This window comes from Bacillus sp. MN7755, from assembly GCF_054771475.1.
Genome location: NZ_BTRL01000012.1, coordinates 60,061 through 84,759, shown reverse-complemented (window position 1 = coordinate 84,759; position 24,699 = coordinate 60,061). Strand labels below are relative to the sequence as shown.

The window sequence follows — 24,699 nt, the reverse complement described above, 5'->3', positions numbered from 1 at the left end:
TATATTGAAGAGGAATATTCCTATATACGTAAAGGAGGGCTATAAATGAAACTGATGGAACAACAGTTACATGAGTTAGGTGGTTTACGAGTACATATTATTTCAACTGATAAATATAAAACAAATACATTTGTATTTCGTTTTAAAGCACCTTTAAATGAGGAGACGGTGACAGAGCGTGCCCTATTGCCATACGTATTGCAAAGTGCGACAGAAAAGCTTCCTTCTGTAATTCGTCTTCGTCAATATTTAGAAGAATTATACGGATCTTCTTTGGCAGTAGATGTAAGTAAAAAGGGAGAAGACCATGTCATCTCTATTTATGTAGACATTGCAAATGAAGTATATTTACATGATGCACCACCGTTATTTGAAAAAGCGCTTTCTATGTTATCGGATATCGTTTTACATCCAGCAACAGAGGGGAACAGTTTTTTATCTTCTATTGTAGAAAGTGAAAAGAGAGCGCTCTTGCAACGAATTGAAGCGACTTATGATGATAAAATGCGTTATGCAAACGAGCGTTTAATTGAAGAAATGTGCAAAGTAGAACCGTATCGTTTAAGCGCAAATGGGAAAAAAGAGAGTGTTGCATCTATTACAAATGAAAGTTTGTATCAATATTATCAAAAAGTGTTAGCGGAAGACGAAATGGATCTATACATTATTGGTGATATTTCAGAAAATGCAGTTGATCTTGTAAGTAAGTATTTTTCAATTTCAGCGCGTCCTGCGAGAGAAAGAAATGTACTTCTTCATAAGAGAAATAATGAAGAAAAAGAAGTTGTGGAAAAACAAGAATTAAAACAAAGTAAATTACACATCGGTTATCGTACATTTATTACGTATAAAGACGAAGATTATTTTGCGCTGCAATTGTTCAATGGATTGTTTGGAGGATTTTCTCATTCGAAGTTATTCGTTAATGTTCGTGAAAAAAATAGTTTAGCGTACTATGCAGCATCCCGCTTTGAAAGTCATAAAGGCTTATTATTTGTCATGTCAGGGATTGAAGCGAAAAATTATGAAAAAGCGGTTGAGATTATTAAAGAGCAAATGCTTGCAATGCAAAATGGTGATTTTTCTGAAGAAGAGATGCATCAAACGAAAAGTGTCATTCAAAATCAAATATTAGAAGCAATTGATACACCACGTGGATTTGTGGAAATGCTGTATCATGGTATTATTTCAGACCGTACGCGTCCGGTTGAAGAATGGCTTACAGGCATTGAAAGTGTGACGAAAGAAGAGATTGTGAAAGTTGCTAAAAATATTGAACTAGATACAATTTACTTTTTACACGGAACGGAGGGAGAATAAATGGAGAAAATTGTTTATGAGCAATTGAAAGAGACACTCTATTATGAAAAACTTCCTAATGGATTAGATGTATATATTTTACCGAAGCAAGGATTTAATAAAACATTTGCAACGTTTACGACAAAATATGGTTCTATGGATAATACATTCGTACCACTAGGCAAAGAAGAAATGATTCGTGTGCCTGATGGGATTGCTCATTTTCTTGAGCATAAATTATTTGAAAAAGAAGATCACGATGCTTTCCAATTGTTTAGTAAACAAGGAGCATCGGCCAATGCTTTCACATCTTTCACAAGAACAGCTTATCTTTTTTCGTGTACATCAAATGTAGAACAAAATTTAAATACATTGTTAAACTTCGTACAAGAGCCTTACTTCTCTGAAAAAACAGTTGAAAAGGAGAAGGGGATTATCGGGCAAGAAATTCAAATGTATCAGGATAATCCAGATTGGCGCTTATACTTTGGATTAATTGATAGCTTGTTTGTAAAGCACCCAATTAAAATTGATATTGCAGGGACAATCGAGTCTATTAGTAAAATTACGAAAGACCTACTATATGAATGTTATGAAACGTTTTATCATCCAAGTAATATGTTGATGTTTGTTGTAGGTGCAATTGATCCAGAGAAAACGATGGATTTGATACGTGAAAATCAAGCGAAAAAAGATTATAAAAACCAGCCAGAAATTGTACGTTCATTTGAAGAAGAACCAGATGAGGTAAATGAAAAGAAGAAAATTATTTCAATGCCTGTACAAACACCGAAATGTTTAGTCGGTATTAAAGCGACAAACTTAAAAGAAAAAGGGGAAGCCCTTTTAAAACAAGAAATTGCGCTTACGTTACTTTTAGATTATTTATTTGGGAAAAGCTCCGTTCATTACGAATCTTTATATAATGAAGGACTCATTGATGATTCGTTCTCGTATGATTATACGGAAGAGAATAACTTCGGTTTTGCAATGGTAGGCGGCGATACGAAGCAACCTGATGAGCTGGAAGAGCGTTTGAAAGGAATATTATTAAACACAAATTATGATCAATTAGATGAGGCGGCATTAGAACGGGTCAAGAAAAAGAAAATAGGTGGCTTTTTACGCTCCTTGAATTCACCTGAATATATTGCGAATCAATTTACAAGATATGCGTTTAATGAATCGAGTCTGTTTGAAGCATTGACTGTATTAGAAAGTCTAACGGTTCAAGATTTACAAGAAGTAGCCAAATTATTGTTGTCAGAAGAGAAAATGAGCGTTTGTCAAGTTTTACCGAAAAAATAAAAGGTTTCATAATAATACCCTCATCTTATCATTGATAAATTGTAAGATGAGGGTATTATTTATTTATAGGAAAAAGATTTTGTCGAGATAAGAGAGGGAATTTATGAAAAAGTATGCATTAGTAACTGGAGGAAGCGGAGGGATTGGCTCTGCTATTTCAAAACAATTAATTCAAGATGGATATACAGTATATGTTCATTATAATAACAGTGAAGAGAAAGTGAATGAGTTGCAGAAAGAATGGGCTGAAGTGATTCCTGTTCAAGCGAATTTAGCTTCTAGTGACGGGGCAGAGCGATTGTGGGCACAAATTGAACATCCTCTTGATGTTATCGTATATGCAGCTGGGAAGAGTATCTTTGGACTCGTAACAGATGTAACGAACGATGAATTGAATTATATGGTAGAACTTCAAGTGAAGAGCATCTATAAACTATTATCAATGGCACTGCCATCTATGATTCAGCGGAGAAGTGGTAATATTGTAATTGTTTCGTCTATATGGGGACAAATTGGCGCATCATGTGAAGTGCTTTACTCGATGGTAAAAGGTGCGCAAAATTCATATGTGAAAGCTTTAGCAAAAGAAGTTTCATTAAGTGGATTAAGAGTTAACGCGGTGGCGCCAGGTGCAATTGAAACAGAAATGTTAAGTGTATTTTCAGAAGAGGATAAGAATGAAATTGCTGAAGAGATTCCGTTAGGTAGGTTGGGATTACCAGAAGAAGTAGCAAAAACAGTGTCATTTCTCGTATCGCCAGGTGCATCTTACATAACTGGACAAATTATCGGAGTAAATGGCGGTTGGCATTGTTAAAAATTTCTTACATAAAAAATGAAAAACTGTACAAATTAAGCATGATTCTATTACTAAGTAGTGAGGTGCTTACACATGTCAGTTTTAGATAATTTTGATCAATGGAAGAGCTTTTTAGGAGAACGTTTAGAACAAGCAGAAGGAAAAGGGCTTAACAGTGGTGCTGTATCAGATATGGCATTTCGTGTTGGTGATTATTTAGCAAATGAAGTAGAAGCGCGCAACGATCAAGAGAAATTATTGTCTGAGCTTTGGAAAGTTGCTGATGAACAAGAGCAACATACAATCGCAAACTTAATGGTAAAGTTTGTACAACATAAGTAAAAAATAGAGAGGAGATTCTCCTCTCTATTTTTTTTGTATAACAATAACGCGGGATAGATTATACATTTAGCTTCCCTATTAAGGTGAAATCATATAATATAGTACGTAGGTGTAAAGTAAGCAAGGGGAGTGATCTTGGATGATTGAATGGTATTTTGAATATGAAATACATAAAAACCGACCTGGCTTGCTTGGTGACGTTTCTTCGTTAATCGGTATGCTCGGCATTAATATTGTCACAATTAATGGTGTAGATAATGCACGACGTGGATTACTCCTTATGTGTGATAATCAAGAGCAAATCTCTAGACTTGAATCAATTTTAAATACGATGGATAACATAACGGTAACGAAATATCGTCCGCCAAAGCTAAGAGATAAGCTAGCGGTTAGACATGGTAGGTACATACAACGGGATGCAGATGATAAGAAGACATTTCGTTTTGTGCGTGATGAATTAGGATTACTTGTAGACTTTATGGCTGAAATAATGAAAAAAGAAGGTCATAAACTAATCGGGATACGAGGAATGCCTCGTGTCGGAAAAACAGAATCCATTGTTGCCGCAAGTGTTTGTGCAAATAAAAGATGGTTATTTGTATCATCTACTCTTATTAAGCAAACTGTTCGTAGTCAATTGATTGAAGATGAGTATAGCGACGACAATATTTTTATCTTAGATGGAATCGTGTCAACAAAGCGTGCTAACGAAAGGCATTGGCAGCTTGTTCGTGAAATTATGAGATTGCCTGCAACAAAAGTTGTGGAACATCCTGACGTATTTGTGAGTCAATCAGAATACACGTTGGATGATTTTGATTATATTATCGAGTTGCGTAACGATTATGATGAAGAAATTCAATATAATTTAGTAGATGAAATTGAGCAAGGTACGCAAAATAATTTCTCTATGTTTGACTTTTAAAGAAATATTGAGGTGTTAGTAGTGACAGAATTAGGACAAAAGCTGAAAGAAGCAAGAGGAACGAAAGGCTTGTCTATTGATCAGCTGCATGAGATTACAAAAATTCAAAAGCGCCATTTAGTAGCGATTGAGGAAGGCAATTATGATGTATTGCCAGGAGCTTTTTATGCGCGTGCATTCATTAAACAATACGCAGATGCGGTTGGATTAAGTGGAGAGGAACTGCTTGTAGAGTATCAGAGTACGATACCACAATCTGAAAAACGCGACGTTCCACAAGTATCAACTGGACAAAAAACACAAGAAACAATGCAAAAATCTTCATCTTGGCCAATTGCAGATCATATGCCGAAAATCTTAGTTGCGCTGTTAGTAATCGCAGTTGGAGTGGTAATTTGGTTTGTGTTTCAAGCGTTAACTGGAAAAGATGATGAGAAAGTTCCGAATGCTCAAAGTGAGAAAATTGAAGTTAAAAAAGCGGAAAACTCTCCGTTAGACACGAAGAAAGAAGAAGTGAAAGCGGAAGAGCCGAAAAAAGAGGAACCAAAAAAGGAAGAGCCTAAGAAAGAAGAACCAAAGAAAGAGGAACAGCCAACTGGACAAGAAGAAGTGAAAGTAGTTGGAACAGCTGGTAAGGAATCCACTTTGGAAATTCATAACAATAAAACGTTAGAACTAGAAATTACAACAAAAGGCGCAAGTTATGTAGGTATTAAAAATGAGGCAGGAAATGATATCTTTAGTGGTACAATAGAGGAAGGTCAAACTCAAAAATATGATTTATCAACAGCGAAAGTGGTAAACCTTAATATAGGAAGTGCACCGAATGTTGAATTTAAATTAAATGGCCAAGTCGTTACATTCCCGTTGAATCCAGAAGAGAATTATCATCAAAAATTCTTGATTAAAAATCTAGGGATAGAGCAACCTGCACAATAACAGTCATCGCTTCGATGACTTTTTTCAATGAACAAATGTTTTTGATATGATGGAGGAATAGCTGTGAATTTACCAAATAAAATTACAATATCTAGAATCTGCTTAATTCCAATTTTTATGGTAATTATGTTAGCACCCTTTGATTGGGGTTCATACACAATTGGTGATGTTGATTTACCAATTCAACATTTAGTAGGAGCACTTATCTTTATTATTGCTTCGGCTACAGATTGGATTGATGGACATTACGCAAGAAAGTATAATCTTGTAACGAATTTAGGGAAGTTTCTTGACCCGTTAGCTGATAAATTACTTGTTTCAGCAGCACTTATCACGTTAGTTGAGATGCAATACGTACCTGCTTGGATCGTTATTGTAATTATAAGCCGTGAGTTTGCGGTAACTGGTTTACGCCTTGTACTTGCTGGGACAGGAGAAGTAGTTGCGGCAAATCAGCTAGGGAAAATTAAGACATGGACACAAATTATTGCGATCGCAGCATACTTATTACACGATGTACCTTTAAATTTAATCCATATTCCGGTAGCTGATATCTTTATATGGATTGCATTAATTTTTACTGTTATTTCAGGATGGGATTATTTCTGGAAAAATAGAGAAGCTTTTGTAAACTCAAAATAGAAGTTTATGGGGGAATTGGGATGAATGCTGAAATTATTGCGGTTGGAACTGAATTATTACTTGGACAAATTGCAAATACAAATGCCCAGTTTTTATCTGAAAAGTTAGCTTCAATTGGAATTAATGTGTATTACCATACTGTAGTTGGAGATAATAACAAACGATTACAGCAGGCGATTGAAGTTGCGGAAGAACGTGCTGACATGCTTATTTTCACAGGTGGATTAGGTCCGACAAAAGATGATTTGACGAAAGAAACGATATCTTCTTGTTTGGGTGGAGAGCTTGTGTATGATGAAAAAGCATTAGCCTCAATAAGCGATTACTTTAAGCGTACAGGCCGCGAATTCACGGAGAATAATAAAAAGCAGGCGCTCGTTTTAGATGGAGCAACTGTATTTGCGAATGATCACGGTATGGCACCTGGTATGGGGTTAAATAAGAACGGAAAAGTTTATATTTTATTACCAGGACCACCAAAAGAGATGAAGCCGATGTATGTAAGTTATGTAGAGCCTTTTTTACGTAACTTTACAACAGGAGAAAACATTTATTCTCGTGTGCTTCGTTTTTTCGGAATTGGGGAATCTCAATTAGAAGTGAAAGTTCAAGATTTAATTGATAGACAAACGAACCCGACAATCGCCCCCCTTGCGAATGATGGAGAAGTGACACTACGTTTAACTGCCAAACATCAAAATGCTGATGAAGCAACGAAACTCATCCAGCATATGGAAGATTTGATTTTAGAAAGAGTAGGAGAATTTTTCTATGGATATGACCAAGAGTTTCTGCACTATAAAGCGATAGAGTTATTGAAGAAAAAAGGATTAACTTTAGCGTGTGCAGAAAGTTTAACAGGTGGTCTCTTCGGCAATCAAGTGACAGAAAGTGCTGGTGTGTCTTCAGTATTTAAAGGCGGTGTCATTTGTTATCATAATGATGTGAAACAACATGTTTTACATGTACCTGGGGGAGTGTTGTCTACTGATGGTGCAGTTAGTAAAGAATGTGCTCGTTATCTCGCTGAAAATGTTAAAGGTTTATTAAAAGCGGATATCGGAATTAGTTTCACTGGGGTAGCAGGACCGGATGCTTCAGAACAGAAAGAGCCGGGAACGGTATTCATTGGATTGGCGATTAAGGATGAACCAACTATAGTCTTTCCTCTCCATTTAAGTGGAAGTCGTCAACAAATTAGGGAACGTTCGGCGAAATATGGATTTTATCATTTGTATAAAAAGCTAGAAGAGATGTGAGTCTCTTCTAGCTTTTTTTAATGCTAAAATGGAGTTTTATTAAATGGAAAATAAAAAAATCGAATAAATGTTCGATTTTTGTTGGCAAATTGAATTGAAAATAGGTATAATAAGATTAGCAATTCAGTTAAGGAGGAATTTTGAATGAGTGATCGTCAAGCGGCATTAGATATGGCGTTAAAACAAATAGAGAAGCAATTCGGTAAAGGTTCAATTATGAAATTAGGAGAACAAGCGGAGCGTAGAATTTCTACAATTTCAAGTGGTTCTTTAGCACTTGATGTGGCACTAGGGGTAGGCGGATACCCGCGTGGCCGTATTATTGAAATTTACGGACCTGAAAGTTCGGGTAAAACAACAGTTTCATTACACGCAATCGCTGAAGTACAGCGTCAAGGTGGACAAGCAGCGTTTATTGATGCGGAGCACGCGATGGATCCTGTATATGCACAAAAATTAGGCGTTAACATAGATGAATTACTATTATCACAACCTGATACAGGGGAGCAAGGACTAGAAATCGCAGAAGCACTTGTACGAAGTGGCGCGGTTGACATTATTGTAATTGACTCTGTAGCAGCTCTTGTACCGAAAGCTGAGATTGAAGGGGACATGGGTGACTCTCACGTAGGTTTACAAGCTCGTTTAATGTCACAGGCACTTCGTAAACTTTCAGGTGCAATCAATAAATCAAAAACAATCGCAATCTTTATTAACCAAATTCGTGAAAAAGTTGGGGTTATGTTCGGGAACCCAGAAACAACTCCAGGTGGTCGTGCGTTGAAATTCTATTCAACAGTTCGTCTTGAAGTACGTCGTGCGGAGCAATTAAAGCAAGGTAACGACATCGTTGGTAATAAAACGAAAGTAAAAGTAGTTAAGAATAAAGTAGCACCACCATTCCGTGTTGCTGAAGTTGATATTATGTACGGAGAAGGTATTTCAAGAGAAGGTGAAATCTTAGATATGGCTTCTGAACTTGATATCGTTCAAAAGAGTGGTGCTTGGTATTCTTATAATGAAGAGCGTTTAGGACAAGGTCGTGAGAATTCGAAGCAATTCTTAAAAGAGAATACGGATTTAAGAGAGGAAATTGCCTTCTTTGTTCGTGATCATCACGGAATTGGTGAAGATTCTGGTGTGGAAGACACGGAAGATTCAACTCTTCAAGATTAAAAAATAAAAGACACGGGACCGTGTCTTTTATTTTTTTTATCTTCTATTAAAGTGGAATATATCGCAGTGATAAAAATATTTTTTTGACTCAAATGGGATGTGTAAAGAGGAATATTTATATGTTTTAGGTAAATGAAATGGTATTTACTAAGGTTTTCCAGGATAATATGCTATCTATTTTTCAAATTCAGACAACATTCAGGGCTGAAGGTAAAGAAAGTAAAAGTAGACAACGCTTGACAATGAAAATTGCGATAGATACAATGAGAATGTATATTTTTTCTTATATACGAAATACTCTTCTCAAGAAGAGAAGTAATATTCGGAGTAAGACTTAAATCTTGCCGAAATAATAATATGACATTTTAATTGTGAAATGAAGAAAGTCCCTTAAAAAAGCGGGACGACGGTCTTTGCTGTATGTTGGTATTTAATGTACATGCCGACAGTCTTTTTTCATTCATAGCAAGGGGAGGTGAAATCATGAGTAGTACAGTTTGGATACTCATCTCCATTTTGCTTGCAACAGTCGGTGCAGTTGTTGGCTTTTTTGTTCGAAAGTCTATTGCTGAAGCGAAGATTAATGGTGCATCTAATGAAGCGAAACGTATTCTAGACGAAGCGAATCGTGAGGCTGAAGCACTTAAGAAAGAAGCGCTTTTAGAAGCAAAGGATGAAATTCATACACTTCGTACAGAAGCTGAATTAGAAATTCGTGACCGTAGAAGCGAATTACAAAAACAAGAAAATCGTTTAATGCAAAAAGAAGAGAACCTTGATCGTAAAGACGAAACGCTCGATAAACGCGAGCAACAGTTAGAAAAGAAAGAGGATTCTCTTGTAGCGAGACAACAACAGATTGAAGAGTTGGAAAGCAAAGTGGGAGAGTTAGTTCAAAAGCAACAAACAGAATTAGAGCGCATTTCCAATCTGACACGCGAACAAGCGAAAGCAATTATTCTTGGTAAAGTAGAAAGTGAAGTTTCTCATGAAATTGCCGTAATGGTAAAAGAAAGTGAAGTTCGTGCGAAAGAAGAAGCGGATAAGAAAGCAAAAGAGATTTTATCTCTTGCAATGCAAAGATGTGCAGCTGATCATGTTGCTGAAACAACCGTTTCGGTTGTAAATCTTCCAAATGACGAAATGAAGGGACGTATTATCGGACGTGAAGGTCGAAATATTCGTACGTTAGAAACGTTAACAGGTATTGACCTAATTATCGATGATACACCAGAAGCGGTTATCCTTTCTGGATTCGACCCAATTCGTCGTGAAACAGCTCGTATCGCTCTTGATAAACTAGTACAGGACGGACGTATTCACCCAGCGCGTATTGAAGAGATGGTCGAAAAATCAAGACGTGAAGTGGACGAGTATATTCGTGAAGTCGGAGAGCAAACAACGTTTGAAGTGGGTGTTCACGGATTACATCCAGATTTAATTAAGATTTTAGGTCGTTTAAAATACCGTACAAGTTACGGACAAAACGTCTTAAAACACTCTATGGAAGTTGCATATTTAACTGGACTTATGGCAGCAGAGCTTGGTGAGGATGAAAAACTAGCAAGACGTGCTGGTCTATTACATGATATCGGTAAAGCGATTGACCATGAAGTAGAAGGTAGCCACGTTGAAATTGGTGTTGAACTCGCAACGAAATATAAAGAGCATCCTGTAGTTATAAACAGTATTGCATCTCACCATGGGGACACAGAACCAACTTCTATCATTGCAGTTTTAGTTGCAGCAGCAGATGCATTATCAGCTGCAAGACCTGGAGCACGTAGTGAAACACTTGAGAACTATATTCGTCGTCTTGAAAAGCTAGAAGAGATTTCAGAGTCTTATGAAGGCGTAGAAAAATCTTTCGCAATTCAAGCAGGACGAGAAGTTCGTATTCTGGTAAAACCAGATACAATTGATGATTTAGAAGCTCATCGTTTAGCTCGTGATATTCGAAAACGTATTGAAAATGAACTGGATTACCCAGGACATATTAAAGTAACTGTTATTCGTGAAACACGTGCAGTGGAATACGCAAAATAAAGTGGTGAAACACCACTTTATTTTTTTGTGTTGGAATTGGTTAAAATAAAGGAAATTAGTTATATATAGCATACAAATGAAACAAACTTATAATAAATATATTGTAAGGAAATCACTTGAAGCTATAGTAATAAAAAATGTAGTACATAGGAAGGGTAAGACATATGAGAATATTATTTGTTGGGGATGTAGTAGGATCTCCTGGTAGAGGTATGATTCAACAATACGTACCGGCATTAAAGAAGAAATATACACCTACAGTAACCATTATTAATGGAGAAAATGCAGCAGGTGGACGTGGAATTACAGAAAAAATATATCGAAACTTTTTAGAATGCGGGGCACAAGCGGTTACACTTGGAAACCATGCTTGGGATAACCGTGAAGTATTTGAATTTATTGATGATGCAAAATATCTTGCAAGACCAGCTAACTTTCCAGAAGGAACTCCAGGAAAAGGGCTTATCTTTGTAAACTGTAATGGAACAGAAGTTGCAGTTATTAATTTACAAGGACGTACTTTCCTTCCTCCAATTGATTGTCCATTCCGTAAAGTGGATGAATTAATTAATATTGCAAAAAAACGTACGAATATTATCTTTATTGATTTTCATGCAGAAACTACAAGTGAAAAACAAGCGTTAGGTTGGTATGTAGATGGTCGTGCTACAGCGGTAGTAGGTACACATACGCATGTTCCTACAGCAGATAATCGTATTTTACCAAGCGGAACGGCATATATCACAGATGTTGGTATGACAGGACCGTACGATGGAATTTTAGGTATGGACCGCGAAGCGGTATTGAAGAAGTTTTTAACAAACTTACCAGTACGATTTGAAGTAACAAATGGTAGAACGCAATTAAGTGCAGTGCTAATTGATGTGGATCCTAATACAGGAAAAGCTAAGAAAATTGAGCGTATCTTAATTAATGATGATCAACCATTTTTTGAGTAATTCTTGGCTAAAATTTAGATAAGTTATTATTTTTTAATTTTTTAGAAAAATTACAGAAATTTAGCAGGAATACGCGTCATTCCTCGTGAATATAAGTTAAAGTGAAATAATTGCTAATACTTTTTATAGAAACGAGGAGGAAACGCGGAATGGAAATATTAAAAGTTAAAGCAACGTCGGTCCCTAATTCTGTAGCTGGTGCACTTGCAGGTGTTATTCGCGAACGCGGAACAGCAGAAATTCAAGCTATTGGTGCAGGTGCATTGAACCAAGCGGTAAAGGCAGTAGCAATTGCAAGAGGATTTGTAGCGCCTAGTGGTTTGGACCTGATTTGTATCCCAGCGTTTACGGATATTATGATTGATGGGGAAGAACGTACAGCAATAAAATTAATTGTAGAACCTCGTTAAGCTTAAACAACCTGTTTGCAGTATGCAAACAGGTTGTTTTTATAATGGAGGAATGAAAATGAAAATTTTTGATGCTCATTGTGATGTGCTTCTTCAGTTATGGAGTGCACAAGGGAAAAAGAATTTTAAACATGATCCGCAATTACATATTACATTTGAACAATTAAAGAGAAGAAAAGGAAGTATACAATGTTTTGCTATATATGTGCCAGAAACAGTGGCATATGAAAACCGATTTGAAGTAGCATTACAAATGGTAGATATTTTTTATAATGAAATTTTATCCCTACCAGGTGTGAAGTTTATGCAGACAAAAGATGATATTAACATGTTAAAACAGGACGAGATTGGAGCGATATTAACACTAGAAGGATGCGAAGCAATTGGAAGAGATGCAATGAAATTACGGTTGTTGTATCGCCTAGGAGTACGTTCTTTTGGACTAACATGGAATTATGCCAATCTGTTAGCTGATGGTGCGCTAGAGACACGTGGGGCAGGTTTAACGACTTTCGGTAAAGAAGTTGTACAAGAACTTAATACGTTACATGCATGGACTGATGTGTCTCATCTGAATGAAAGAAGTTTTTGGGATGTTGTAGAAAGTGCAAAAAATCCTATTGCTTCCCACTCAAACTGTATGAAACTTTGTCAGCATCCACGTAATTTAAACGATGAACAACTTAAAGCTCTTATAAAGCGAAATGGTATGATAGGTGTCACTTTTGTACCGCAGTTTCTAACAAATGAAAAACAAGCGAATATAGCAGATATAGTAAGACATATCGAATATATTTGTTCATTAGGTGGAGAGAACAATATAGGATTTGGTTCAGATTTTGATGGGATTTTAGAAACGGTTGTAAATGTATCAGCGTATCGAGATTATGAAAATGTAATGAATGAGCTTTGTAAACACTATGCTGCATCTACTGTAGAGCGATTTTTATATGATAATTTTGTTGAACATATAAGTTTTTGAGATTTTTGTTTTAAAAATCCAGAAAAATTAGAATTAATTCATTTGATATTATTGCTTTTTTTAAGACCTAATACTAGAATGAAAAACAAAATAGCTTTATACTAAAGATTCAGGGAAATCAGAAGAGGCATAATTTGCGTCCGTTGTAGTTTATTTGTATAAAAAATGCTAAACTATTACTGTAAAAAAATACACTACAATGAATGCAGCCAAAAGGGGTGTAGGAGATGATTAGTCAACTTTCATGGAAAGTTGGAGGCCAACAAGGTGAAGGAATTGAAAGTACAGGAGAAATCTTCTGTATTGCATTAAACCGATTAGGATATTACCTATACGGTTACCGCCACTTCTCATCACGTATTAAAGGCGGCCATACAAATAATAAAATTCGTGTAAGTACAACAGAAGTACGCGCGATCTCAGATGACTTAGATATTTTAATTGCTTTTGATCAAGAAACAATTGATTTTAACTTCCACGAACTACGTCCGGGCGGGATTGTAGTTGCAGATGCGAAATTTAATCCGACAATACCTGACAATACAGATGTAAATCTATATGTGATACCGTTTACAGATATTGCTTCAGAATTAGGCACATCATTAATGAAAAACATGGTTGCTGTTGGGGCATCAAGTGCGGTATTAGGATTAGATGAGACAGCTTATTTAGATGTTGTTGAAGAGATCTTTGGTCGTAAAGGAGAGCAAGTTGTTCAAAAGAATATGGACGCAATTAAGCGCGGCTCTCAATATATGAAAGAGTTACTAGGTGAGAAAGTAAACATGATGCAGCTTGAAAAAGCTGATGGTAAGAAACGCATGTTTATGATTGGAAACGATGCAATCGCATTTGGTGCGGTAGCTGGTGGTGCTCGCTTTATGTCTGCATATCCAATTACACCTGCATCTGAAATTATGGAATACTTAATTAAAAAATTGCCAAAGGTTGGCGGGACAGTAATCCAAACTGAGGATGAAATCGCAGCTTGTACAATGGCAATCGGTGCAAACTATGCTGGTGTTCGTACATTAACTGCATCTGCTGGTCCAGGTCTATCTTTAATGATGGAAGCGATTGGTTTAGCGGGTATTACAGAAACGCCATTAGTGATTGTTGATACACAACGTGGTGGTCCAAGTACAGGATTACCAACGAAACAAGAGCAGTCTGATTTAATGGCTATGATTTACGGTACGCACGGTGAGATTCCAAAAATCGTAATGGCGCCAAGTACAGTTGAAGAAGCTTTCTATGATATTGTAGAAGCATTTAACCTAGCTGAAGAATATCAAGTTCCTGTTATTTTCTTAACAGATTTACAGCTTTCTTTAGGGAAACAAACGGTAGAACCACTTAAGTTAGATAAAGTGGAAATTCGTCGTGGTAAGCTTGATTTAGAAGCGGAATTGCCAGAACGTGAAAATAAAGCATACTTCAAGCGTTATGAAGTAACAGAAGATGGCGTTTCACCACGTGTTTTACCTGGTATGAAAAATGGTGTTCACCATGTTACAGGTGTAGAACATGATGAAACTGGTAAACCATCTGAATCAGCAATAAACCGTAAAGATCAAATGGACAAACGTTTCCGTAAAATGGAGAACTTGAAGTTCAATACCCCTGTCTATAAAAATGTTAAGCATGAAGAAGCAGACGTATTGCTTGTTGGATTTAACTCAACTCGTGGTGCAATCGAAGAAGCAATGGAGCGCTTAGAACAAGAGGGCATGAAAGTAAACCATGCTCATGTGCGTTTAATTCACCCGTTCCCAACAGCTGAAATCGATCCACTTGTGAAAAATGCGAAGCGTGTTGTAGTGGTAGAAAACAATGCAACAGGTCAGCTTGCTAACATTATGAAAATGAATCTTGGTAACGGTGAGAAAATTTCTAGTCTTTTAAAATATGATGGGAACCCATTCTTGCCAAAAGAGATTTACAACGAATGCAAAAAAGGGGTTGTATTAAATGGCAACATTTAAGGACTTTCGTAACAGTGTAAAACCAAACTGGTGCCCAGGTTGCGGAGACTTCTCAGTGCAAGCTGCAATTCAACGTGCGGCAGCTAACGTTGGTTTAAATCCAGATGAACTAGCTGTTATTTCTGGTATCGGCTGTTCAGGTCGTATTTCAGGTTATATTAATTCATATGGTGTGCATAGTATTCATGGTCGTGCCCTTCCAATTGCACAAGGTGTGAAAATGGCAAACCGTGATTTAACAGTTATTGCATCAGGTGGTGACGGTGATGGATTTGCGATTGGTATGGGACATACAATCCACTCTATTCGTCGTAACATCGACATTACATACATCGTAATGGATAACCAAATTTACGGATTAACAAAAGGGCAAACTTCACCACGTAGTGAAGCTGGATTTAAAACGAAAAGTACACCACAAGGTTCAATTGAACCGTCACTAAATGTTATGGAAATGGCTTTAACAGCTGGTGCGACATTTGTGGCGCAAAGCTTTTCAAGTGATTTAAAAGAATTAACACAAATTATTGAAGCTGGTATTAATCATAAAGGATTTTCATTAATTAACGTGTTCAGCCCATGTGTTACTTACAATAAAGTAAATACTTACGATTGGTTTAAAGAAAATTTAACAAAACTAAGTACAGTAGAGGGATATGATCCGTCTAATCGCATGATGGCTATGCAAACGTTAATGGAAAATAACGGATTAGTAACAGGTTTAATTTATCAAAATACAGCACAACCTTCATACCAAGAACTTGTAAAAGGCTATAGCGAGAAGCCTTTAGTGCAATCTGATTTAAATATGGATCAGAAAATGTTTGATGAGCTTGTTGCTGAATTTATGTAATGTAAGAAGAGCAGGTTGCCATTTGGCAACCTTTTTTAATGAGGAAAAATATAAGGTAGTTATATTTACTTAGAAAATTCAGAATGGTAAAATAATATATAAATCGTTGTATGAAAATTGCATGTTCATTAACTAGGAAATGTAATAATAGGATAAGCCTTCTTCTTTGTAAAAATTGGCGAAACGCTTCATACTATGGTAATGTTTATAGGGATAAAGCAATATGCTTTTGGGTAGGACAAAAGAAATACAAAAAGGGAATGTCTATTTGTGTGGGGAAGACTTCATTCTTACGGATGATTAGATTGATTACTCAAGTTTCAAAGGACAAGTTATCTCTCAAGCTATCTAACCATTTTTGAGGTGGGTCTAGGCGCATTAAAATGGACTATAGAGTGTGTATAGTTAAGGGTGAAAGGAGATTACCGATGAACGAGCAACAACGATTAGTAAGTCAACAAGCAAATTCCTCTACGAAAAAAGAAGAGAAAGATTATAGCAAATACTTTGAAAATGTATACCAACCACCATCCTTAAAAGATGCGAAAAAACGAGGGAAAGAAGAAGTTAAAATTGAACGGGATTTTGGCTTACCTGAAGAGTTTCGCAATTTTGGTATAGGGAGAAAGTTCTATATTCGTACATATGGTTGTCAAATGAATGAGCATGATACTGAAGTAATGGCTGGTATTTTCACTGCACTTGGATATGAGCCAACCTTTTCAACTGAAGATGCAGATGTAGTATTATTAAATACTTGTGCCATTCGTGAAAATGCTGAAAATAAAGTATTCGGTGAACTAGGTCATTTAAAGTCACTAAAACGAAGAAATCCGGACCTTTTAATTGGTGTATGTGGTTGTATGTCTCAAGAGGAATCTGTTGTAAATAAAATTATGCAAAAAAATCAGCATGTAGATATGGTGTTTGGAACGCATAATATTCATAGATTACCGTACATTCTAAAAGATGCAATGTTCTCGAAGGAAACGGTAGTTGAGGTTTGGTCAAAAGAAGGGGACGTAATTGAAAACCTTCCGAAAGTACGCCGTGGCGATATTAAAGCTTGGGTAAATATTATGTATGGCTGTGATAAGTTCTGTACATATTGTATCGTACCGTATACACGCGGAAAAGAGCGAAGCAGACGTCCAGAAGACATTATCCAAGAAATTCGTCATTTAGCTGCGAATGGTTATAAAGAAATTACGTTACTTGGACAAAACGTAAATGCATATGGTAAAGACTTTGAAGATATAGAATATGGTCTAGGCGATTTAATGGATGAACTCCGTAAAGTTGATATAGCCCGTATTCGTTTTACAACGAGCCACCCACGCGATTTCGATGGTCACTTAATTGAAGTGCTTGGAAAAGGTGGAAACTTAGTAGAACATATTCACTTACCAGTTCAATCTGGAAGTACAGATATGTTAAAAATTATGGCGCGTAAATATTCACGTGAGCATTATTTAGAACTTGTAAGAAAAATTAAAGAAACAATTCCAAATGCAGTATTCACAACTGATATTATCGTCGGTTTCCCAAATGAAACAGATGAGCAATTTGAAGAAACGATGTCGTTATATCGTGAAGTAGGATTTGATACTGCCTTTACCTTTATTTATTCACCGCGCGAAGGTACACCAGCTGCAAAAATGAAAGATAATGTACCGATGGAAGTGAAAAAAGAACGTCTTCAACGCTTAAATACACTAGTAAATACGTTGGCAATTGAAAAGAATAATCGTTACAAAGGTCAAATTGTAGAAGTGTTAGTTGATGGGGAAAGTAAAAATAATCCAGAAGTACTTGCAGGTTATACTCGTACGAATAAACTTGTAAACTTCGTCGCTTCAAAATCTTTAATTGGTCAGCTTGTGAAAGTAAAAGTAACGGAAGCAAAAACTTGGTCTCTTAACGGGGAATTAGTTGAAGAGCCGATTGAGGTGGAATAATAGATGAAAGCATATTCAAAAGATGAAATTGTTGAACAAGCGAAAGAATTAGCAAAAATGATTTCTGAAACAGAAGAAGTTGATTTCTTTAAGAAAGCAGAGGCGCAAATTCATAAAAATGAAAATGTAAAGCGCGCAATTGATGAAATTAAAGCACTGCAAAAGCAAGCAGTAAACTTGCAGCATTACGGGAAATGGGAAGCTTTGAAAAAAGTAGAAGCTGAAATTGATGCCCTGCAAGATAAGTTAGACAGTATTCCAGTCGTACAAGAATTTAAATCTTCACAAACATACGTAAATGACTTACTACAGCTAGTTGCAAGTACGATTTCTAACAACGTAACAGATGAAATATTAATTTCAACTAATGGCGATGTATTGAAGGGTGAAACGGGTGCAGCGGTAGAAAGTAAAAAAGGAAATTGTGGTTGTTAAAGAGATGTCGAATTGACATCTCTTTTTTTAGTGGATTAAACGTAGTTCTTCTCGAAAAAAGAATGACACATTCCGCTATTGTCACGCATATGATTAAGTGAATAGTGATTGAGGAGGGTTACGAATGTCCGAATTTAGAGAGATTATTACAAAAGCAGTGGTTGGAAAAGGACGTAAGTATACAAAGTCAACGCATACATGTGAATCGAATAATGAGCCAACAAGTATTTTAGGGTGCTGGGTAATTAACCACTCGTACGAAGCAAGAAAGAACGGAAAGCATGTGGAAATTGAAGGTTTCTATGATGTGAACACTTGGTATTCATTTGATGGCAATACAAAGACAGAAGTTGTAACAGAACGTGTGAACTACACGGATGAAGTAAGTATTGGGTATCGTGATAAAAACTTTTCTGGTGATGATTTAGAAATTATTGCTCGTGTCATTCAGCCACCAAATTGTTTAGAAGCTCTTGTGTCACCAAATGGTAATAAAATTGTTGTAACTGTAGAACGTGAATTTGTAACAGAAGTAGTTGGCGAAACGAAAATTTGTGTAAGTGTAAATCCTGAAGGTTGTGTAGAATCAGACGAAGATTTCCAAATCGATGATGATGAGTTTGAAGAGTTAGATCCGAACTTTATCGTTGATGCAGAAGAAGAGTAATAGAAAGCTAGGGAGAAGTTCTTCCTAGCTTTTTACTTTACATAAGTAGTGCTTGAATGAACATGGTTCCTTATGAAATGTGCTATAATGAAGAAAGACTCCTGAAATAGGAGATATGGATGTCCGTGAAGTGTGACATATATGAAAATTGATTACTATGTAAGAATTATGGAGGAAAAGTATGACGCAATATACCCCTATGATACAGCAATATTTAAAGGTTAAGGCAGACTATCAAGATGCCTTTTTATTTTTCCGATTAGGTGATTTTTATGAAATGTTCTTTGAAGATGCGATTAAAGCAGCTCATGAGCTTGAAATTACATTAACGAGCCGAGATGGTGGTAGTAGTGATCGTATACCGATGTGCGGTGTACCGCATCATGCAGCTAAAAATTATATTGAGCAACTTGTTGAAAAAGGATATAAAGTAGCTGTTTGTGAGCAAGTGGAAGATCCAAAAACAGCTAAAGGTGTAGTGCGCCGTGAAGTAGTACAACTAATTACGCCAGGAACGATGATGGAAGGGCGTACGATTGATGAGAAAGAAAATAACTTCTTAGCAGCATTAACACATTTTGAAGATGGATCGTATGCTTTAGCTTGTAATGATTTAACGACTGGACAAAATACAGTAACGTTGTTAACAGGTTCAGTAGAAGATATTTTATTAGAAGTGTATGCAACTGGTTCAAAGGAAATTGTTGTAGATTCTTCATTTTCTAAAGATGAATTAAATAAATTAACTGAAACATTAAAAATGACAATTTCATATGAAGATGCAACGGCAATTCCTGAAGGATTAGAACATCTTGTGAAAAATGTTTCGCAAGCAAAGTTAATTAAAGCAATTGGACGCTTATTTAACTATGTGATAAGAACGCAAAAACGTTCATTAGATCATTTACAACCAGTAGAAATTTATTATACGAATCAATTTATGAAAATTGATGTGCATTCAAAGCGAAATTTAGAGCTGACAGAAACACTTCGAACGAAAGAAAAAACAGGATCATTATTATGGCTATTAGATAAAACAAAAACAGCTATGGGTGGTCGTATGTTAAAACAGTGGATGGAACGTCCACTTATTCAGAAAGAAAAAGTTGAAGAGCGTTTAGAAATGGTTGAAACATTTGTAAATGATTACTTCTTACGTGAAGATTTAAAAGAAAAACTAAAAGAAGTATATGATTTAGAACGTTTAGCAGGGAAAGTTGCATTTGGTAATGTGAATGCACGGGACTTATTACAGTTAAGACGATCTTTACTTCAAGTACCAGCTATTTTAGAAGCGATTAGTTTGTTAGATAATGCTTATGCAGCAAGGTTAATTCAAGGGGCGGATCCATGTGAGAGCTTAACTGAATTACTAGGAAGAAGTATTCAAGAAAACCCACCGCTTTCTATTAAAGATGGAGATATTATTAAAGACGGTTATAATGACAAGCTTGATCAATATCGTTACGTTAGTAAAAACGGAAAAACGTGGATCGCTGAGCTTGAAAAACGAGAGCGTGATATTACAGGAGTTAAATCGTTAAAAATCGGGTACAACCGTATTTTCGGCTACTACATTGAAGTGACGAAGGCGAATCTTGCAGCACTTCCAGAAGGGCGCTATGAGCGTAAACAAACACTTGCTAATGCGGAACGTTTCATTACAGATGAACTGAAAGAAAAAGAAACATTAATCTTAGAAGCAGAAGAAAAAATTGTACAACTAGAATACGATTTATTTACAGCGCTTCGTGAAGAAGTAAAAGTATTTATTCCGAAATTACAACATTTAGCGAAAGTAATTAGTGAATTAGACGTACTGCAAAGTTTCGCGACAGTTAGTGAAGAAGAACAGTTTGTAAAACCTGTACTAACAACGAAGCGCGAAATCTTTATTAAAGATGGTCGTCATCCTGTCGTTGAAAAAGTATTGAACGGGAAATTGTATGTACCGAATGATTGTATTATGCCAGAGAAGATGGATGTCTTTTTAATTACAGGACCGAACATGTCTGGTAAAAGTACGTATATGAGACAATTAGCACTTGTAACTGTTATGTCGCAAATCGGTTGTTTCGTACCAGCAACAGAAGCAGTATTACCTGTATTTGATCAAATCTTTACGAGAATTGGTGCAGCGGATGATTTAATATCAGGCCAAAGTACATTTATGGTCGAAATGTTAGAAGCGAAAAATGCAATTGCAAACGCATCAGAAAGAAGTTTAATTTTATTTGATGAAATTGGACGCGGTACATCTACGTATGATGGGATGGCGCTTGCACAAGCAATCATTGAACATATTCATGACCAAATTGGTGCAAAAACGTTATTCTCTACGCATTATCATGAATTGACAGTGTTAGAAGAGAGTTTAGATCAACTGAAGAATGTACACGTTTCAGCTATTGAAGAGAACGGAAAAGTAGTATTCCTTCATAAAATTCAAGATGGAGCAGCTGATAAAAGTTACGGAATTCACGTTGCGCAACTTGCGGAGCTTCCAGATAGTTTAATCGCTCGTGCGAAAGAAGTGTTAACACAACTAGAAGGACAAGAAGAAATTATTATTCCAAAGCGTGTAGAAGTGAAAGTGCAAGAGCAAGAAGTTATTCCAGAACCTGTAGTTGTAAAAGAAGCGCCAGTAGAAATACAAGAGACGAAAGTAGAGACTGAAGAAGAATCGCAACTATCATTCTTTGGTGGAGAACAGTCTTCGAAAAAACAAGACAAGCCAGTTCTAGATGCAAAAGAAACGGCAGTACTTGCGCAAATTAAAAAAATTGATTTACTTGATATGACACCTTTAGAAGCGATGAATGAACTGTATCGCTTACAGAAAAAGTTAAAGAAAGGATGAGTAAGTAGATGGGGAAAATTCGCAAACTCGATGACCAACTCTCTAACTTAATTGCGGCAGGGGAAGTAGTAGAGCGACCTGCCTCAGTCGTAAAAGAACTTGTGGAAAATTCTATCGATGCGAATAGTACATCTATTGAAATCCACTTAGAAGAAGCTGGTTTATCGAAAATTCGCATCATTGATAATGGAGATGGTATTGCAGAAGAAGATTGTATCGTCGCCTTTGAACGACATGCGACGAGCAAAATTAAAGATGAAAACGATCTGTTTCGCATAAGAACACTCGGTTTCCGTGGCGAGGCATTGCCGAGTATTGCCTCTGTTAGTGAATTAGAATTAATCACTAGCACAGGTGATGCGCCTGGTACACACCTTATTATTAGAGGTGGAGACATTATAAAGCAGGAAAAAACAGCGAGCCGAAAAGGAACAGATATTACAGTACAAAACTTATTCTTTAATACACCAGCGCGTCTAAAATATATGAAAACCATTCATACAGAGCTTGGGAATATTACAGATATTGTGTATCGTATTGCAATGTCACATCCAGAAGTATCATTAAAGCTGTTTCATAATGAAAAGAAATTGCTTCATACATCAGGAAATGGTGATGTAAGACAAGTACTTGCATCGATTTATAGCATTCAAGTTGCGAAGAAGCTTATTCCGATTGAAGCACAATCTTTAGATTTCACAATTAAAGGTTATGTAACATTACCAGAAGTAACGAGAGCATCTCGAAATTATATGTCAACAATCGTAAATGGCCGTTACGTTCGAAATTTCGTATTAATGAAAGCCATTCAGCAAGGATATCATACATTACTGCCAGTCGGACGATATCCAATCGGCTTCTTATCAATTGAAATGGATCCAATGCTTGTTGACGTTAACGTACATCCAGCGAAATTAGAAGTTCGTTTTAGTAAAGAACAAGAACTGCTAAAGCTTATCGAAGAAACATTGCAAGCGGCATTCAAAAAAATACAGCTCATTCCAGATGCAGGTGTAACAACGAAGAAAAAAGAAAAAGATGAAAGTGTGCAAGAACAATTCCAGTTTGAGCATGCGAAGCCGAAAGAACCATCCATGCCGGACATCGTTTTACCGACTGGTATGGATGAAAAACAAGAAGAACCAATAACTGTGAAACAACCAGCACAACTGTGGCAACCGCCGAAGCAAGAATGGCAACCACCACAGTCGCTAGTAAGAGAAGAGCAAAGTTGGCAGCCATCTACTAAACCGATAATGGAAGAACCGATTCGAGAAGAAAAATCGTGGGACAGTAACGAAGAGGATTTTGAACTAGAGGAATTAGAAGTAGAAGTTCGGGAAATAAAAGAGATTGAAATGAACGGTAATGATTTACCACCGCTTTATCCAATTGGACAAATGCATGGAACATATATTTTCGCCCAAAATGATAAAGGCTTATATATGATTGACCAGCATGCCGCGCAGGAACGTATTAATTATGAATACTTCCGTGATAAAGTAGGACGAGTAGCGCAAGAAGTACAAGAACTACTCGTACCATACCGTATTGACTTATCTCTTACTGAATTTTTACGTGTCGAAGAGCAGCTAGAAGAACTAAAGAAAGTCGGTCTATTCTTGGAGCAATTCGGCCATCAATCCTTTATCGTCCGCTCACATCCAACGTGGTTCCCGAAAGGACAAGAAACAGAAATTATCGATGAAATGATGGAGCAAGTCGTTAAACTAAAAAAAGTTGATATTAAAAAATTGCGTGAAGAAGCAGCCATCATGATGAGCTGTAAAGCATCGATTAAAGCAAATCAATATTTAACGAACGATCAAATATTTGCTTTACTGGAAGAACTTCGTACAACAACAAACCCATACACATGCCCGCACGGAAGACCGATTCTTGTGCATCATTCTACTTATGAGTTGGAGAAGATGTTTAAGAGGGTTATGTAGGGATAATATATTGAGGTCAAAGTTAATCTTACTGAGTTAAAAATAAATTATAAAAAAGATGTTTTCGGTATAATGCCGAAAACATCTTTTTGTTTGTTTCAATTGGATCATTTTTTATAAAAAGTTGGATTATTTCCTGCCGATATTGCTCAACAATCCCGCCTGGTAGCTTAATAAGAAAAGCTTTTATTCAAATACAACCATTTCCCCGACATCTATAAATTCAAATCGCTTATAAATATTTTTCCCATCATCTGAAGCTTGTAATACAACTGGCTTTTGTTTGATTTAGAAGAAATTGAAACATGTCACTGCCAATTCCTTTACCTCTAAATGTTTCTTTTGTCATGACATCATAAATACCATAACTATCTGGCGGAGTGATTTTGTAGTTTATTTAAATTTGAGCGTATCAATCTTAAGGTTGTAAGTAGTTCTAGACTAAGATAACTTTGATTTATCTATGTATAAAAAAGCGCCGTATATCAGCACTTTTTAAAGGTACGTAAATTGTATAATAAAGATTTCTACATTACTAAACACATAACTATGAATGGCCAAATATTGATTCTTATTTGGCTAATTGTCATAAGGATCAATATCATTATTTATTTTTATTATTATTAATTTTTTCCGTATATAACACCTGTTCTTTATAGTGCTTCTTAATTGGGAAAGTGTGTGTACCAGAGCCGTTTTTAAAATTTTTATTGATAGGATTCTTTAGAGGGATTGTTGTAGTTTCTGTAAATTCATATGGGTAGTTGATTTTAGATTTATCTTCAAACATGAAAATGCCTCCTTTTAGGATTTCCTGAATTCTTTACTATAACATGATATGCATATAGATTTTTTTTGGACTAGTTATTTATAGAGGTTAATGGAATTTAATTACGTAACTAC

Annotated in this window: 21 protein-coding genes and 1 pseudogene; 20 read left to right on the top strand and 2 right to left on the bottom strand. The window is 36.1% G+C overall.

Annotated features, from left to right (window positions below):
• Positions 1 to 45 precede the first annotated feature (45 nt).
• The 20 genes from yfmF to mutL all read left to right on the top strand — a co-directional run bounded on the left by yfmF (position 46) and on the right by mutL (position 23,796).
• Positions 46 to 1,320, top strand: coding sequence for an EF-P 5-aminopentanol modification-associated protein YfmF (yfmF, locus tag ACYVEC_RS12480; RefSeq protein ID WP_098554997.1), 1,275 nt, complete (start codon positions 46 to 48; stop codon positions 1,318 to 1,320).
• Complete coding sequence (gene yfmH / locus ACYVEC_RS12475) at positions 1,321 to 2,607, top strand: EF-P 5-aminopentanol modification-associated protein YfmH (RefSeq protein WP_098554995.1); 1,287 nt, start codon at positions 1,321 to 1,323, stop codon at positions 2,605 to 2,607.
• A 103-nt stretch (positions 2,608 to 2,710) separates the two neighbouring features.
• Positions 2,711 to 3,424, top strand: coding sequence for an elongation factor P 5-aminopentanone reductase (ymfI, locus tag ACYVEC_RS12470; protein WP_063221056.1), 714 nt, complete (start codon positions 2,711 to 2,713; stop codon positions 3,422 to 3,424).
• Positions 3,425 to 3,499: 75 nt separating this feature from the next.
• Complete coding sequence (locus ACYVEC_RS12465) at positions 3,500 to 3,748, top strand: DUF3243 domain-containing protein (protein ID WP_029439572.1); 249 nt, start codon at positions 3,500 to 3,502, stop codon at positions 3,746 to 3,748.
• 139 nt (positions 3,749 to 3,887) lie between these two features.
• Positions 3,888 to 4,673 carry a DUF3388 domain-containing protein gene (locus tag ACYVEC_RS12460; RefSeq protein WP_000574107.1) on the top strand — a complete coding sequence of 262 codons (786 nt, stop codon included), beginning with the start codon at positions 3,888 to 3,890 and terminating at the stop codon, positions 4,671 to 4,673.
• A gap of 12 nt (positions 4,674 to 4,685) precedes the next feature.
• Positions 4,686 to 5,612 carry a helix-turn-helix domain-containing protein gene (locus ACYVEC_RS12455; RefSeq protein ID WP_199677465.1) on the top strand — a complete coding sequence of 309 codons (927 nt, stop codon included), beginning with the start codon at positions 4,686 to 4,688 and terminating at the stop codon, positions 5,610 to 5,612.
• Between the two features lie 63 nt (positions 5,613 to 5,675).
• The gene (gene pgsA / locus ACYVEC_RS12450) at positions 5,676 to 6,254 is read left to right on the top strand and encodes a CDP-diacylglycerol--glycerol-3-phosphate 3-phosphatidyltransferase (protein WP_060631950.1); all 579 of its coding nucleotides are present in this window, start codon (positions 5,676 to 5,678) and stop codon (positions 6,252 to 6,254) included.
• Between the two features lie 20 nt (positions 6,255 to 6,274).
• A complete protein-coding gene (gene cinA, locus ACYVEC_RS12445; protein ID WP_063221054.1) occupies positions 6,275 to 7,513 on the top strand; it encodes a competence/damage-inducible protein CinA in 1,239 nt (412 codons plus the stop codon).
• A 144-nt stretch (positions 7,514 to 7,657) separates the two neighbouring features.
• Complete coding sequence (gene recA, locus ACYVEC_RS12440; protein ID WP_001283854.1) at positions 7,658 to 8,689, top strand: recombinase RecA; 1,032 nt, start codon at positions 7,658 to 7,660, stop codon at positions 8,687 to 8,689.
• Positions 8,690 to 9,172: 483 nt separating this feature from the next.
• The gene (rny, locus tag ACYVEC_RS12435) at positions 9,173 to 10,735 is read left to right on the top strand and encodes a ribonuclease Y (RefSeq protein ID WP_063221052.1); all 1,563 of its coding nucleotides are present in this window, start codon (positions 9,173 to 9,175) and stop codon (positions 10,733 to 10,735) included.
• Between the two features lie 164 nt (positions 10,736 to 10,899).
• Positions 10,900 to 11,694 carry a TIGR00282 family metallophosphoesterase gene (locus tag ACYVEC_RS12430; RefSeq protein ID WP_003199419.1) on the top strand — a complete coding sequence of 265 codons (795 nt, stop codon included), beginning with the start codon at positions 10,900 to 10,902 and terminating at the stop codon, positions 11,692 to 11,694.
• Between the two features lie 149 nt (positions 11,695 to 11,843).
• A complete protein-coding gene (gene spoVS / locus ACYVEC_RS12425; RefSeq protein WP_000404341.1) occupies positions 11,844 to 12,104 on the top strand; it encodes a stage V sporulation protein SpoVS in 261 nt (86 codons plus the stop codon).
• A 58-nt stretch (positions 12,105 to 12,162) separates the two neighbouring features.
• Positions 12,163 to 13,086 (top strand): dipeptidase, encoded by a 924-nt coding sequence (locus ACYVEC_RS12420; RefSeq protein WP_063221051.1) that lies wholly within the window; start codon positions 12,163 to 12,165, stop codon positions 13,084 to 13,086.
• 227 nt (positions 13,087 to 13,313) lie between these two features.
• Positions 13,314 to 15,071 (top strand): 2-oxoacid:acceptor oxidoreductase subunit alpha, encoded by a 1,758-nt coding sequence (locus ACYVEC_RS12415; RefSeq protein ID WP_063221050.1) that lies wholly within the window; start codon positions 13,314 to 13,316, stop codon positions 15,069 to 15,071.
• Positions 15,058 to 15,924, top strand: a complete 867-nt coding sequence (locus ACYVEC_RS12410; RefSeq protein ID WP_000190154.1) for a 2-oxoacid:ferredoxin oxidoreductase subunit beta — start codon at positions 15,058 to 15,060, stop codon at positions 15,922 to 15,924. Before ACYVEC_RS12415 ends, ACYVEC_RS12410 begins: the two co-directional genes overlap by 14 nt.
• Before the next feature lie 428 nt (positions 15,925 to 16,352).
• The gene (gene miaB, locus ACYVEC_RS12405; protein WP_063221049.1) at positions 16,353 to 17,882 is read left to right on the top strand and encodes a tRNA (N6-isopentenyl adenosine(37)-C2)-methylthiotransferase MiaB; all 1,530 of its coding nucleotides are present in this window, start codon (positions 16,353 to 16,355) and stop codon (positions 17,880 to 17,882) included.
• 3 nt (positions 17,883 to 17,885) lie between these two features.
• The gene (locus tag ACYVEC_RS12400; RefSeq protein ID WP_016086647.1) at positions 17,886 to 18,317 is read left to right on the top strand and encodes a YlbF/YmcA family competence regulator; all 432 of its coding nucleotides are present in this window, start codon (positions 17,886 to 17,888) and stop codon (positions 18,315 to 18,317) included.
• Positions 18,318 to 18,441: 124 nt separating this feature from the next.
• Entirely contained in the window at positions 18,442 to 18,984 is a 543-nt protein-coding gene (gene cotE, locus ACYVEC_RS12395) for an outer spore coat protein CotE (protein ID WP_001288800.1), read from the top strand.
• 181 nt (positions 18,985 to 19,165) lie between these two features.
• Positions 19,166 to 21,844, top strand: coding sequence for a DNA mismatch repair protein MutS (mutS, locus tag ACYVEC_RS12390; RefSeq protein WP_098554990.1), 2,679 nt, complete (start codon positions 19,166 to 19,168; stop codon positions 21,842 to 21,844).
• 8 nt (positions 21,845 to 21,852) lie between these two features.
• The gene (mutL, locus tag ACYVEC_RS12385; RefSeq protein WP_063221047.1) at positions 21,853 to 23,796 is read left to right on the top strand and encodes a DNA mismatch repair endonuclease MutL; all 1,944 of its coding nucleotides are present in this window, start codon (positions 21,853 to 21,855) and stop codon (positions 23,794 to 23,796) included.
• A 186-nt stretch (positions 23,797 to 23,982) separates the two neighbouring features.
• Here the strand turns inward: mutL and ACYVEC_RS12380 are convergent.
• Both ACYVEC_RS12380 and ACYVEC_RS12375 read right to left on the bottom strand, forming a co-directional pair.
• A pseudogene (locus tag ACYVEC_RS12380) lies at positions 23,983 to 24,181 on the bottom strand (GNAT family N-acetyltransferase); the annotation flags it as partial.
• A gap of 219 nt (positions 24,182 to 24,400) precedes the next feature.
• Positions 24,401 to 24,586, bottom strand: coding sequence for a hypothetical protein (locus tag ACYVEC_RS12375; RefSeq protein WP_000461128.1), 186 nt, complete (start codon positions 24,584 to 24,586; stop codon positions 24,401 to 24,403).
• Positions 24,587 to 24,699: the final 113 nt, after the last annotated feature.